Source organism: Methylophaga sp. F7 (assembly GCF_056863975.1).
In genome coordinates, this window is the sequence record NZ_CM166511.1 from 1100948 (window position 1) to 1115111 (window position 14164).

Consider the following 14164-nt stretch of genomic DNA (forward strand, 5'->3'; position numbering starts at 1 on the left):
GGGATGTTTATCCTTGCACTCACAATAGCCATAATAGCCTATTGGGCGGGGCTTGCTGAAGCTGTTTCAAGATGGAGCAACCAGGAAGAATACAGCCATGGTTTTTTAATCCCGCTGGTTACTCTCTTTATTCTATGGGAAAAACGTAATTTAATTAATGCTGCAAAAGGGCCCCCTCTGTGGTCTGGGGTGTTCGTAATATTGGTTGCCATAATTATTTTTATTGTGGGCGAAATCAGCGCGCTGTTTCTACTTATTCAATACTCCTTTGTAATGGTTCTGCTTGGGCTTTCGATGGTCACCGTCGGCAAAGCAACTAAATATACCTTCGCTCCAATACTGTTACTTTTATTTGCGATTCCCTTACCCTACGTTATAGAAGTCGTTCTTACTGCCAAGCTTCAGTTATTTTCCTCGTGGTTAGGTGTTCAGGTCATTCGATTATTCCAGATTCCGGTATTCCTGGAAGGCAATATTATTGACCTGGGTGTCTATCAACTTCAGGTAGTTGAGGCCTGCAGTGGTCTGCGTTATCTCTTTCCTTTAATGAGTCTTGGCTTTATTGCAGCGTATTTTTATCAAGCGGCATTCTGGAAGCGTGCAACGGTCTTTCTGATGACAATTCCAATTACCATTTTGATGAACAGTTTCCGGATCGGTGCTATTGGCGTCATGGTTGATAATTGGGGCATCTCAATGGCAGAAGGCTTTCTGCATGATTTTGAGGGCTGGATTATCTTTATGGCCTGCGCCGCTTTGCTTTTCTTACTGGTGGTGTTGCTGGAGAAAATTGCACCTAGTCGCAAAACACTGTCACAGCTTTTTGGTGTAGTGGATCATGCACCTGCGAATAAAATGTTCAGTGGGGATTCGCTTGGGTATTCCTACAAACCATTTATAGTCGTTCTGCTGATTTTAATTACAGCTCTATTTGCTACCAAATTTTTTGATAATCGTGTTGAAGCAGTTCCTGAGCATCAGGAATTTATTAGTTTCCCATTACAATTTAATGATTGGATTGGTCAGCACGAAAAGTTAGATGAACGTGTGGTTGATAAGCTGGGGATGACAGATTATCTGTTTGTTAATTTCACCGGAATGGACAGTACTATTGTTAACCTTTATGTGGCTTACTATGAATCACAACGTAAAGGTCAGTCACCCCATTCGCCGCGAGTATGTATCCCGGGTGGTGGTTGGGAGATTGCAGATTTTCGCCGAACAGAAGTCATGGGTGAGCCAATTAACCGCGTTATTATCAAAAATGGTGATCAGGAACAGTTGGTTTATTACTGGTTCCAGGGGCGTGGCAGACAGATTGCTAATGAATATTTGAATAAGTGGTTTTTATTCAAAGATGCTTTAATGGAAAACAGAACAGATGGCGCACTGGTTCGCTATGTCACGCCTGTGCTTCCAGGTGAGAGTCATCAGGACGCTGATGCCAGAATCCAGTCGCTTATGAAGAATACTTCACCGGAAATTAAACGTTATCTTGCAGAATAAGTTTAGGAATATGGCTATGAAAAATTTAAAACGTACCGTTCTTACAGCCTTATTGGTTGGTGTTATTTCAGGCTGTGGTTCTGCCGAGGAATCTTCTGAAAAGTTCATTGAAAGCGGTAAAGAGCTTATGAACGAGGGGGATTATGACAAAGCCCGGTTGGAGTTCCGCAATGCCTTGCAGATTAATCCGTTAGAAGCCGAAGGTTATTACCAACTGGCGTTGATTGATGAAAAGAATCAGAACTGGAAAGGGATGTATGCCAATTTATCCACGGTAGAGTCGCTGGAGCCGAATCACGTCAATGCCATTGTTAAACTGGGTCAAATACAATTGCTATCTGGACGGCTTGAAGAAGCAATGGAGCGGGCTGAAAAAGCGCTTTCCCTTGAGCCGGAAAATATCGAAGCCATATTGCTTCAGGCAACTGTGTATATCAAACAGGAAAAATTTGACGAAGCAGAAAAGCAAATTAATCAGGCTTTATCTATAGATAGTAAGTCTATGGAGGCGTTGTCAGCCAGAATAATGCTCTACAAAGAAACTGAACAATATGACGCAGCACTCTCTGCTGCTGACGAAGCATTAGCTGCTCATCCAGATTCATTGCCAGTAAAAATGATTAAGTTGAGTATTTACGAAGCACAAAAAGATTTTAATGCAATGGAGTCATTGCTCGCATCGCTATCAGAAGAAATGCCTGATGAAAGCTGGATTGCGATTTCTCGTACTAAATTGCTCAATGATGGATTAAACCGTCCTCAGGAAGCACGTAAGGTTATGGAAGATTATATTGCTGCTAATCCTGATGATATTGAAACCAAACTGGCTTATGTCGGTTTTTTAAATAATTCTGATGCCGATGCTGCGGTAGCGAAGCTTGATCAATATTTAGCAGAAAACCCTGATAATCAGGAATTACGCTTTGCCAAACTGGAAATGCTGCAGAGACAGGGTAAAACCGATGATATGGTGGCTGAATTGGAAGCTATTATTGCTGCTGAACCTGATACCGATAGTGGTTTGAGAGCAAAGGCGACATTAGCTGGCCTTGAAGCCAGCAAGCAAAACTTTGACCAGGCTGAAAAAATGGCCGATGAAGTTCTTGCCATTGATTCACAAAATGAACAGGCGTTATTGATCAAATCAAAATTACAAATTCGTAATGAGGATTTTGATTCTGCGATAAGTAATCTTCGCACAATAATCCGTAATAATCCTGAAGCCGATGAGGCGATGGTTCTGCTTGCTCAGGTTTATATGAAAACCGGTTCAGCACAATTAGCTGAGAATAGCTTCAGGCAGGCGTTATCTGTCAATCCACGTAATCCTCAGGCTGCCATGTCGGTTGCCAGTAGCCTTATGCGTAGCAATGATCTGGAGCGGACTGAAAATGTATTGATTGGTGCTTTGGAAGGTAATCCGGATTCTGAAGAGTTATTACAGGCTTTAGCACAAGTCCGAATTCTTAAACGTGACTGGGCTGGCACCCAGAAAACATTGGAGTCTTTAGGGGATTCTGAGTCGGCTTTGACGCACCTTTTAAGTGCTCAGATGTATCAAGGGCTTGAAGATTATACATTGGCCATATCTGAATATGATCGAGCTCTGCAGATTGATCCTGGTCTTACTCGTGCCTTGCAGGAACTGGCCCAAAGCTATGTGCGTCTGGAACAGCAAGAAAAGATGATTGACTACCTTAATCAACACATTGCGGATCATCCTCAACAGTTGAATGGGTACTCAGTATTAAGTAATTACTATGTGTCGCAGAACGACTGGGATGCTGCGATAGATGTCACTAAAAAAGGAATTCAGACGAATCCTCAGTGGGGTGGAGGCTATGGCATGATGGCTGGTATGTATCATCAAAAAGGTGATATGGAACAGGCCGTTTCAACTTATCAGCAAGGTCTGGAAAAATTACCTGAAGATAACGTTCTTACTTTGCAGCTGGCCTCAACATATGAATCTATGGGAGAGTTTCAAAAAGCCCGGGATTTATATGATGAAGTTATTTCCCGAGATCCTTCAATTGATGTTGCTGCCAACAATCTCGCCAGTTTGCTGACGGATCAATTTGAATCACCAGAAAATCTGCAGCGGGCATTAACATTGTCCAGCCGTTTTCGGGATTCTGAACAACCTTATTTTGCCGATACCTTTGGCTGGGTAAACTACAAAATGGGTAATTATGAAGATGCCAGACCTGCATTGGAGACAGCAGCTTCAAGTGATGATGCAATTGCTTTATTCCATTATCATCTTGGCCGTGTTTATGTTGCCTTGAGTATGCCTGAAGAGGCCCGCCAATCATTTGAGCGCGCTCAACGTATGGCAAATGAAGAGAATGATGAGGCGTTGGTGGCTAAAATTACTGAACAATTAAGTCAGTTGTAACGTAGTACATTTTTGTTAGTAAACTCTATGCATTGATAACGGATTAAAGAGCGTAGTTTTTGTAAAAAAATAAACTGTTAACTTTAATCCGTTTTGCATAGGTTGATTTGATTGAGTCCGAGATAAAATAAACGCACTTACTTTTATTTTTGCTTAGCTGTCCTAGTAAATGTGCAGGCAATAGGGTTTTAAAAGCTAACCAACCTGGTGAGCTGGAATACAGAGTTGTTTTCTTAATAGTCTCATCTAAATCTAATTGAAGCTAAATTTAAGGAGTTTTGCCTGTGGAAAGGGAGAATGTTGTCTGGCACATGCACAAAGTCAGCAAAGCGGATCGTAGTCAGCAAAAAAAACAGCGCTCTGCTATTTTATGGTTTACCGGCTTAAGTGCTTCAGGCAAATCCACTATTGCCGGTGCAGTAGAACAGGCTTTATTTGAGTTAGGACATCATACGTATTTGCTGGATGGTGATAATGTCAGACATGGGCTGAATAAAGATCTTGGTTTTTCTGATGATGACCGAATTGAAAATATTCGCCGTATCGGTGAAATGGCTAAGTTGTTTGCCGATGCTGGATTAATTGTTTTAACCGCTTTTATTTCACCTTTTCGCTCTGATCGCCGTTTGGTACGTGACTTGGTCGAAGCAGATGAATTTGTCGAAGTCTATATGGATACACCACTGAGTGTGTGTGAGCAGCGAGATCCAAAAGGTCTTTATCAAAAAGCCCGTCGGGGTGAGATTAAGAACTTTACGGGGATTGATTCCGAATACGAAGCTCCAGAAGCGGCCGAAGTCACTTTGAATACGGCCGAATGTGATATTGCCGAGTGCGTGGCACAGGTAATTGAGTATTTACGTACAAACAATATCATCCATAGTAAGGCTTAAGATGCGGTTTATTGATGTATTTAATGGCGATGCCGATGGCATTTGCGCGCTGGTGCAATTGCGACTTGCCGAACCGAGGGACTCCGAGTTAGTTACAGGCATAAAGCGTGATATTAACCTGCTTAAGAACGTACAGGCTGATGCAGGTGACAAGCTGACAGTGCTGGATATCTCAATGGAAAAAAATGCCGTTGATTTAATGCGTTTGCTTGATGCAGGAGCCGATGTGTTTTATGCCGATCATCATCAACCAGGTGATATTCCACAACATGCCGGCTTATCTGCTTATATCGATATGGCCGCAACTACCTGTACCTCACTCATCGTTGATAACTATCTTGATGGACAATTTCATCAGTGGGCTATTACTGCCGCATATGGTGATAATCTGACTGCTGTGGCAGATAAACTTGCTGACGAAGCCGGAATGAGCGATGCCCAACGTGAAGAGTTATCTTCGCTGGGGATTTATCTTAATTACAACGGCTATGGTGCCAATACGGATGATTTGTTATTCCATCCGGCCGAGTTATTTAAACAGTGCGTAGCTTACACTTCCCCCTTTGATTTTATTCATGATAATCGTGCGGCTTATGAAAAGCTTTCAACCGGTTATAACGAAGATATGCGTTCTGGCTTAACCATTTCCCCAAAGTATCAAACAGACAAGCTGGCCGTTATCTGTTTGCCTGATGAAAAGTGGGCGCGTCGTGTCAGTGGAGTTTTGGGTAATGAATTGGCAAACCAGTTTCCCGACCGAGCACATGCGATTGTTTCAGTAAAAGATGCTGATCACTATCTGGTAAGTATACGGGCACCGAACTCTAACCGGAGTGGCGCTGATGAGATTGCCGGTCAATTTCCAACCGGTGGTGGACGTAAAGCGGCCGCCGGGATTAATGCTCTTCCAATGAATCAGCTTGATCAGCTTATTGAGGTGATGGAGAAACAATACGCTTAGAGCGTTAGGGCTTGTGGCTCTTTCATCTCCGCCTCTGTTGTATGAAATACATCCCTGTACTTCACCGCTTCGCGGCCAGCTAAGCTGTTCAAATGAGTTCCAGACTCATTTGTCAATCACTTCTGTAGGGTGGCTACACTGCGTGCTTTCCGCCTTGTCGGACACAAAAATAGCCGTCAGCGGTGGTGGATATGAAAGATCAACTAGCCCTAATGTTAAATTTAAAAAAGCCTTGCAGAACTTAATCTACAGGGCTTTTTTATGCTTAGTTTTAACCTGCCATGCGTTTTAAAACATCGTCTTTTCGGATGAAGTGATGATATAGCCCCCGGTAATATGGGCGATCACCAGAAATACCAATAAAAATGCAAAAGGAGAGTGCCACTCACCAAGGGAAAGTGCCCACGGAACTTCACCAGCAGGTTTGCCAATCAGTTCAACACCAAACACTTTGACCGGATAGCCTTTACCGTGAATATATAAGGCCCCAAGGAAAGGCATAACAAGCATGGATAGATACATCAACCGATGCGCCAGTTTGACCATAGTGCCGTCCATTCCCGGGTTAGTTGGGCGCTGAGGTTTTTGTTTCATCGTCCACAATAGGCGCGTGACTGTGAGAAGCAGAATAATGGCACCCATGGAGACATGCCATGGACCAAAGGTATCACCTAGCCAATGTTCGCCTTCATTAATCCGATCGGCAAATTTAAAAAACTGCTGCAACACCAATACGGCGACTACCCAATGAAAAAAACGCGTGATGGAGCCATAGCGTTTGTTATCGTCATCTAACATTTCTCTCTCCTTTGTTTGCCATCATTTTTTATATTTACGAGAGCGTCATCTCGCTTAGGGCTTGTTTTTCTTTCATATCCACCACTACTGGAGACTATTTTTGTGTCCGACAAGGCGGAAAGCACGCAGTGTAGTCTTCCTACATAAGTGTTTGACAAATGAGTCTGGAACTCATTTGAACAGCTTAGTTGGCCGCGCAGCGGTGAAATACAGGGATGTATTTCATACAACACAGGCGGGCGCAAAAATAGTCCCAGCCCTTCGGGTTGTGACTGAAAAAGCGCCACTTATGTCCACGGATGGACTGTATGCCGGCGCGCCAGGGAGGCGCGCGCCGGTCTGCGTTTCTCGTCGCTTATTTAGAACAACTACAAAAACGCCGGGAGCGTTTTTGAGCGTAAGCCCCAATGGGGTGAGATACATGGATGTATCTCACAAAAGGCGCTCCTTGTGCCTTGATTGACGCTTTTTCAGCTCACAACAGAGGCGGAGATGAAAGATAAACAAGCCCTAGTATATGAGCGGCAAGTTTAAGTGTTTATTAAGAGATTATGATTAGGCCTTCGTTATCAATTTTTCATTATCAGAACTTTTGAAAATGCGTGTGAATCTGTTCCAGTCGTTCATACACATGATCAATAAAAGACTGGGCCACACGTGACGGATATTTGCCCATTGGGTGAACCAGACACCATGAACGGCGAATGGGAAAGTCTTGAATTTCCAACATCTTCAATTGTCCGGTTCGTAACTCAGCAATCACACTTAACCTTGGCAGGATGGCTACTCCAAGACCGGCAATAACAGCGTGTTTAATGCTTTCATTGGAACTTAATTCCATGGTCGGTTTAATTTGCAGACGATGTTGCTGACAGTGATGTTCAACGGCAAACCGAGTTCCTGAACCATTTTCTCGTATCAACATGGGCTCGGCAAAAAACTGCTTTGCTGAGACCTGATTTTGTTTGTTCAAAGGATGTTGGTTGTTGATTACAGCAATGAGTTCATTATCCAGGAAAGGTAATGTGCTTAATGAGCGTCCTTCAGGGACCATTGCCATAATGACCACATCATCAATATTCAGTTTTAATCTTTCCAAGGCCTGGGTACGGTTTACAACGTCGATATGAACATTTACCGCTGGGAATTCTTTCAGAAAGCTGCTCAGTAAATAGGGCACGACAGTTTGCGATGAACTGACAATACTTAAGCGTAAATCGCCTGAGAGCGCTTCCCGCAATAAATTCAATTCGCTTTGTAGTTCACTCATTTGACCAAATAAACGTTCTATAAACACTGCCACCCGTTCACCTGCTTCGGTGCAATACAGTTGGCGTCCGATATATTCAAACAGTGGCTGCTCAAGTGCATTTTCCAGATGCCGCATTTGTGAGCTGACCGCAGGTTGGGTAAGACCCAGATATTCCGCTGCTTTGCGGTAACCTTTATGTTGGTAGACCGCCTGAAAAACCTGCATTTGTCTGAATGACAAACGGGATACTAATTGTTGGAGACTGAGCGCCATTTACTGCACCTGTATATTGAGTGATAAGTTTTTACTTATAGGTGAATTATATTTAATTGATTTTTGTTTATCAGTAATTTGTTTTACGCTTTGCCAACAAATCTGGCCGAGGCTGAGCTATGTTGAAAAAAATCCTGATCGCCAATCGCGGCGAAATTGCTGTTCGAATTGTCCGGGCCTGCTCGGAAATGGGGATTCGTTCAGTGGCAATTTATACTGAACCGGATCGTTATGCCTTACACGTGAAACGCGCTGATGAATCCTATTCACTTGGCGACGACCCGCTGGAAGGTTATCTGGACCCGGTCCGGCTGGTAAATCTGGCCGTCGAAACCGGCTGTGATGCGATTCATCCTGGTTATGGTTTCTTGTCTGAAAATGCCCGTTTCGCCCGCTTGTGCGAACAAAACGGCATTATCTTTATTGGCCCTAAAGCCTCAGTCATTGAAAAGATGGGCGATAAAACTGCCGCTCGCGATAGCATGCGTAAAGCCGGTGTTCCTATTACGCCAGGCTCTGACGGTAACCTTGAAAATATTGAAGAAGCATTAACGGTTGCTGACGAGATTGGTTACCCCATCATGATCAAAGCCACTTCCGGTGGTGGTGGTCGAGGTATTCGCCGTTGTGATACACCGGCTGAACTGAAACAACAGTTTCCCCGGGTTATTTCTGAAGCGACCAAAGCCTTTGGCTCAGCTGAAGTGTTTATGGAAAAGTGCATCGTTAACCCACGGCATATTGAAGTACAGGTGTTGGCAGACAGTCATGGCAATGTGGTGCATTTATACGAACGTGATTGTTCCATCCAACGCCGAAACCAAAAATTGATTGAAATTGCTCCAAGTCCTCAGTTAACACCAGAACAACGTAACTATATTGGTGGGTTGGCGGTGAAAGCCACTGAAGCCGTTGGTTATGAAAATGCCGGAACCGTTGAATTTTTGCTGACCGGAAATCAGGTGTATTTCATGGAGATGAATACCCGGATCCAGGTCGAACACACCATTACCGAACAGATCACCGGTATTGATATTGTTCGCGAACAATTGCGCATCGCCGCCGGTGAAACCTTGCGATATCGTCAGGAAGATATTCATTACCGGGGTTTTGCCCTGCAGTTTCGGATCAATGCTGAAGATCCGAAAAATGATTTCCTACCCAGTTTTGGTCGCATCACACATTACTATGCACCGGGTGGTCCGGGTGTTCGTGTCGATACCGCGATTTATACAGGCTATGAAATCCCGCCTTATTTTGACTCGATGTGTTTGAAGCTGGTGGTTTGGGCACTGGATTGGGAAGATGCAGTCGATCGTGGTCGTCGTGCTCTGGATGATATGCGTTTGCATGGCATTAAAACCACGGCCAGTTACTATCAACAGATCCTCAAACATCCCGATTTCAGAGCAGGAAAATTTGATACCAGCTTTGTAGCTGCTCATCCCGAATTACTGACCTATTCAGATAAACGTCATCCCACCGCATTGGCACTGGTATTGGCTACGGCCATCGCCGCGCATGCAGGCTGGTAAAACAAGTTAGCCGGAGAATTGTAATGAAACAAATTCAAGTTACTGATGTGACGCTGCGTGATGCACATCAATCATTGATTGCTACCCGCATGCGTACTGATGACATGTTACCGATCTGCGAAAAGCTGGATCGGGTAGGGTACTGGTCGTTGGAAGTATGGGGCGGGGCAACTTTTGATGCCTGCGTGCGTTACCTGAAAGAAGATCCATGGCAACGGTTGCGGATGTTACGTGGCATGCTACCCAACACGCGATTACAAATGCTGTTACGTGGTCAGAATCTATTGGGATATCGTCACTATGCGGATGATGTGGTGCAGGCTTTTGTGGCCAAAGCCGCTGAGAATGGCATTGATGTGTTCCGGATTTTTGATGCGTTGAATGATATGCGTAATCTGGAAACCGCAATAAAAGCGGTGAAGGATGCCGGTAAACATGCTCAAGGCACTATCGCTTATACCACCAGTCCGGTACACACACCTGAATTGTTTGTTGAACAGGCTAAAACGCTGCGTGATATGGGCGCGGATTCCATTGCGATAAAAGATATGGCCGGTCTGCTGGCTCCGTATCCCACTTATGAGCTGGTCAAAGCCATTAAATCCGCTGTGGATTTACCATTAGTGATTCATAGTCATTCCACCTCTGGTTTGGCACCGTTGTGTCAGTTGAAAGCCATTGAGGCGGGCGTTGACCGGATTGATACCGCCATATCAGCCTTTGCTGGCGGCACCAGTCATCCTGCCACGGAAAGCCAGGTGGCGGCGTTAAATGGAACCGAATGGGATACCGGTCTGGATTTGAATTTATTGTCGGAAATTGCCGATTATTTCCGTGAAGTGCGTAAAAAATACCATCAGTTCGAAAGCGAATTCACGCGTGAAGATGTTTCGGTTCAAATCAATCAGGTGCCCGGTGGCATGATGTCCAATCTGGCCAATCAGCTGAAAGAGCAGAATGCTTTGGATCGTATCCGTGAAGTATTTGCCGAGATCCCAAGAGTCCGTGAAGATCTGGGCTTTCCACCATTGGTCACGCCAACCTCACAGATTGTCGGTACTCAGGCGGTTTATAACGTATTAAGTGGTGAGCGTTATAAAACCATCACTAATGAAGTGAAACGTTATTTACTGGGTGGCTATGGCCAGCCACCGGCACCGATTAATGCCGAATTACAACGCAAAGCCATTGGCAATGAAACCGTGATGGAATCACGTCCAGCCGATTCCATTGCCCCTGAAATGGATAAATTACGTGCCAAGGTAGGGGATTTGGCAACCTGCGAAGAAGATGTATTAACGTTTGCCATGTTCCCCGATATCGGCCGTGAATTCCTGCAGCAACGCCTGGATGGAACCTTGCAACCAGAGCCTTTGATTCCTGAGAGTAAAGGTAAAGCACCAGGCACGGTATCAACCGAGTTTAAAGTCGATGTGCATGGTGAAACATATGATGTTGCCATTACCGGTGTCGGCGACGTTGGTGGCGGCAAACGCAAAATGTATGTGTCAGTCGATGGTATGCCCGAAGAAGTCGTATTTGAAACCATCAGCGAATTTGTTTCTGGTGGTGCTCAGCAAGGCCGCAAAAAAGCCAGCGATCCTGGTCATGTCACCACACCATTACCAGGTAATGTGGTTGAAGTCCTTGTCAATGTTGGCGACAAAGTGAACTCCGGACAATCGACGATGATTATCGAAGCCATGAAAATGGAATCCGAGTTGCTGGCTAATATCGATGGGGAAGTCAAAGCGATCCATGTCACTAAAGGGGATCGGGTGACACCTGGAGAGGTGCTGATCGAAATTGGTTAACACTTTTATTTTGGCTGGCTTAAAGCCTGGTTTAATCCTTAGCGATTGTGACGGCGTATTACTATCTAAGTAGTACTTAGTCCTGTGTATTAACTTATTAGATGTTCTGGCGCTAGACTCGATGATACAGATAAGTATTGTGGAGTCGCATAATGACACTGACGGCTGAGCGTAGAAAACCCTCAATATACGATAATTTGGGGGGAGCTGAGGGTATTCGAAAGCTGGTTAATACCTTTTGTGATGTATTGGAAACAACAGAAGTCGGACGGCCGATTCATCTGCTGCATTTACGTGGTCATGGTATGGCACACGCCCGTATGGAACAGTTCAATTTTTTCTCGGGTATGTTTGGCGGGCCGAAGCTTTATGCTGAGAAGTGGGGGCATTCCAATGTGCGACAAATCCATGAGCATGTTGAAATCACCGAAGCACACAAGGATGCCTGGTTAGCTTCCATGCAATTGGCTATCGAAAAACTGAATTACGACCCCGAGATGAAACAACTTCTAATGGAAAACTTTGAGCGCATGGCCGGTTTATTGGTCAAGCACTAGGTGAGACTAAACAACTAGGGGCTGTTGCCCCTTAAATCTGGTTAATCCTGCTCATGCTCCATAGCATCCAAACTGTCGTAATAAATGATCGCCAGATAGCGGATAGGCATTTTTAACTTGGCTTCAGGACGATGTGGTTGTTCAGCATTGAATGTCAGTGAATCGCCTGGACTCAGAATATAGCGTTCATCACCGACAGTGTATTCAAGCCTTCCTTCCAGCATGAAGATAAATTCGACACCTGAGTGTTCAAATGGGGCAAATACTTCGCTTTCTTCTTCCAGCGAAATTAAAAAAGGCTCAAATAACTTTTTTGGCCCCTGATCGTAGGCGAGCAAATGATAGGTGTGGCCGGATTTTGTGCCACGTCTGACCACTTCCATCCCTTCACCATTTTTAACATATTGCGCACCACCTCTGGGGGTATCGTAATCATGAAACAGTTTGGACAGGGTAACGCCTAGCGCATTCGCTAAATGTTCCAGTTTTTCCAGGCTCGGTGACGTTAAGCCATTTTCAATTTTACTAAGCATCCCCCGACTCAGGCTGGCCCGTTTTGCAACTTCGGCAATAGTCAGTCCGTTATCAAGACGAATATGGCGCAGCGTGTTGCCAAGGTGCTTGTCCAGCGATTTTATAGTGCTTTCGATTCCATTCATGTCTAGTTTATCGTTCACGCCGTTTAAATCTCCCTGCCTTTTCCCTTAATAGAACCTTGATCATACACGAATTTTTTTTGTGGAAGGTCACGAAAGATTCATATGATGAAAAAAAGTTTCGTTGAAGTGTTGACATCCGATTTCTCACATGAGTAAATGAACCCATGGTTTCATCATGTGAAACAAAGTTTACCTAAAAGGTGGTAGTTCTATATACCTCTTAGGTAGTAGATGGAATGGCAAACATATCAATGAGGGGCAAAAATGCCATTAAGACTTTTGAAATATGCAGTCAGTCGAGAACACCCGGCTCCCCGTTTTTTCCGGGACTGTACTGAACCGAAAAAAACCTATGATGCGGTCATCATTGGCGGCGGTGGGCATGGTCTGGCTGCAGCCTATTATCTGGCTAAAGATCACGGCATCACGAATGTTGCAGTGCTGGAAAAAGGTTATATCGGTGGCGGTAATACCGGACGCAATACCACTATTGTTCGTTCCAACTACCTGACTCCGGAAGGCGTCAATTTTTACAATGCCAGTGTCAAGTTGTTTGAAGATCTCTCAGAAGAGCTCGACATTAACCTGTTTTATTCCAATCGTGGCCATTTCACCTTAGCGCATACTGATTCAGCCATGCGTACCATGCGCTGGCGTGCAGAAGTCAACAAACATGTAGGCGTTGAAAGCTATGTGGTTGGCCCTGATGAGATTTCAAAAGCATGCCCACAACTGGATATTTCCTGCAGTGGTCAGGCACCTATCCTTGGCGCGTTATATCACGCACCTGGTTCAGTTGCGCGTCACGATGCTGTTGCTTGGGGCTATGCCAAGGAAGCTGATCGCATGGGCGTGGAAATATTCCAGAGCACTGAAGTGACCAGTATTAACGTAAAAAGCGGCAAGGTCGTTGGAGTACAGACTAGCAAAGGTTATATCAGTACCAACCGCGTGTTATCAGCAGTCGCCGGCTTTACGCCACGCATTTGCGAAATGGTCGATATTGAAACACCCATTGTGATCCATCCGCTGCAGGCATGTGTGACTGAGCCAATGAAACCCTGGTTAGACACCATCCTGGTTTCCGGCAGCTTGCATGTTTATGTCAGTCAGTCCTCTCGCGGTGAATTGGTTATGGGATCGTCACTGGATCCTTACGAAATACATTCAACCCGATCCTCACTGGATTTTGTTGAAGGCCTGACGTCGCATATCACCGATATGTTTCCATTCCTCGGTAATGTGAAAGTCGTACGGCAATGGGCGGGGATGGCCGATTTGACGCCGGACTTTGCCCCGATCATGGGCAAAACTGAAGTCGAAGGCTTTTACATTGATGCCGGTTGGGGCACCTGGGGCTTTAAAGCCACGCCCATTAGCGGCAAGACAATGGCTGAAACCATCGCCCGAGATATGGCCCCGGATATGATCAAATCATTCCGTCTATCACGATTTGAAGATTATGAGCTGACCGGTGAAAAAGGCGCAGCCTCGGTCGGCCACTGATTTAGGGATAGC

Annotated in this window: 11 protein-coding genes; 8 read left to right on the forward strand and 3 right to left on the reverse strand. The window is 44.9% G+C overall.

All coding sequences use genetic code 11. The features are described from left to right. Positions 1-3: 3 nt before the first annotated feature. From xrtD to AC08OG_RS05665, 4 genes are all read left to right on the forward strand, one after another. A complete protein-coding gene (xrtD, locus tag AC08OG_RS05650; protein WP_292402288.1) occupies positions 4-1506 on the forward strand; it encodes a VPLPA-CTERM-specific exosortase XrtD in 1503 nt (500 codons plus the stop codon). 16 nt (positions 1507-1522) lie between these two features. Next, positions 1523-3904, forward strand: a complete 2382-nt coding sequence (locus AC08OG_RS05655; RefSeq protein WP_482930267.1) for a tetratricopeptide repeat protein — start codon at positions 1523-1525, stop codon at positions 3902-3904. A gap of 284 nt (positions 3905-4188) precedes the next feature. Next, positions 4189-4797, forward strand: coding sequence for an adenylyl-sulfate kinase (gene cysC / locus AC08OG_RS05660; protein WP_292402293.1), 609 nt, complete (start codon positions 4189-4191; stop codon positions 4795-4797). Between the two features lies 1 nt (position 4798). Then, positions 4799-5758: a DHH family phosphoesterase gene (locus tag AC08OG_RS05665; protein WP_482930268.1), complete on the forward strand. Its 960-nt coding sequence runs from the start codon at positions 4799-4801 to the stop codon at positions 5756-5758. A gap of 288 nt (positions 5759-6046) precedes the next feature. Here AC08OG_RS05665 and AC08OG_RS05670 read toward each other — a convergent pair whose 3' ends face one another. Further along, the gene (locus AC08OG_RS05670) at positions 6047-6556 is read right to left on the reverse strand and encodes a cytochrome b (protein ID WP_482930269.1); all 510 of its coding nucleotides are present in this window, start codon (positions 6554-6556) and stop codon (positions 6047-6049) included. A 583-nt stretch (positions 6557-7139) separates the two neighbouring features. Continuing rightward, entirely contained in the window at positions 7140-8081 is a 942-nt protein-coding gene (locus AC08OG_RS05675) for a LysR family transcriptional regulator (protein WP_482930270.1), read from the reverse strand. Positions 8082-8200: 119 nt separating this feature from the next. On the opposite strand from AC08OG_RS05675, the gene AC08OG_RS05680 reads away from it, so the two are divergent. From AC08OG_RS05680 to AC08OG_RS05690, 3 genes are all read left to right on the forward strand, one after another. Further along, complete coding sequence (locus tag AC08OG_RS05680; RefSeq protein ID WP_292355636.1) at positions 8201-9616, forward strand: acetyl-CoA carboxylase biotin carboxylase subunit; 1416 nt, start codon at positions 8201-8203, stop codon at positions 9614-9616. Positions 9617-9639: 23 nt separating this feature from the next. Next, positions 9640-11430 carry a sodium-extruding oxaloacetate decarboxylase subunit alpha gene (gene oadA, locus AC08OG_RS05685; RefSeq protein ID WP_482930271.1) on the forward strand — a complete coding sequence of 597 codons (1791 nt, stop codon included), beginning with the start codon at positions 9640-9642 and terminating at the stop codon, positions 11428-11430. A 152-nt stretch (positions 11431-11582) separates the two neighbouring features. Beyond that, positions 11583-11987, forward strand: coding sequence for a group II truncated hemoglobin (locus AC08OG_RS05690; RefSeq protein WP_292402309.1), 405 nt, complete (start codon positions 11583-11585; stop codon positions 11985-11987). A gap of 41 nt (positions 11988-12028) precedes the next feature. Here AC08OG_RS05690 and AC08OG_RS05695 read toward each other — a convergent pair whose 3' ends face one another. Further along, entirely contained in the window at positions 12029-12664 is a 636-nt protein-coding gene (locus tag AC08OG_RS05695) for a helix-turn-helix domain-containing protein (protein WP_482930272.1), read from the reverse strand. A gap of 246 nt (positions 12665-12910) precedes the next feature. Between AC08OG_RS05695 and AC08OG_RS05700 the strand changes: the two genes are divergently transcribed. After that, on the forward strand, positions 12911-14152 hold the full coding sequence (locus AC08OG_RS05700) for an FAD-dependent oxidoreductase (RefSeq protein WP_482930273.1): 1242 nt from the start codon (positions 12911-12913) through the stop codon (positions 14150-14152). Positions 14153-14164 lie beyond the last annotated feature (12 nt).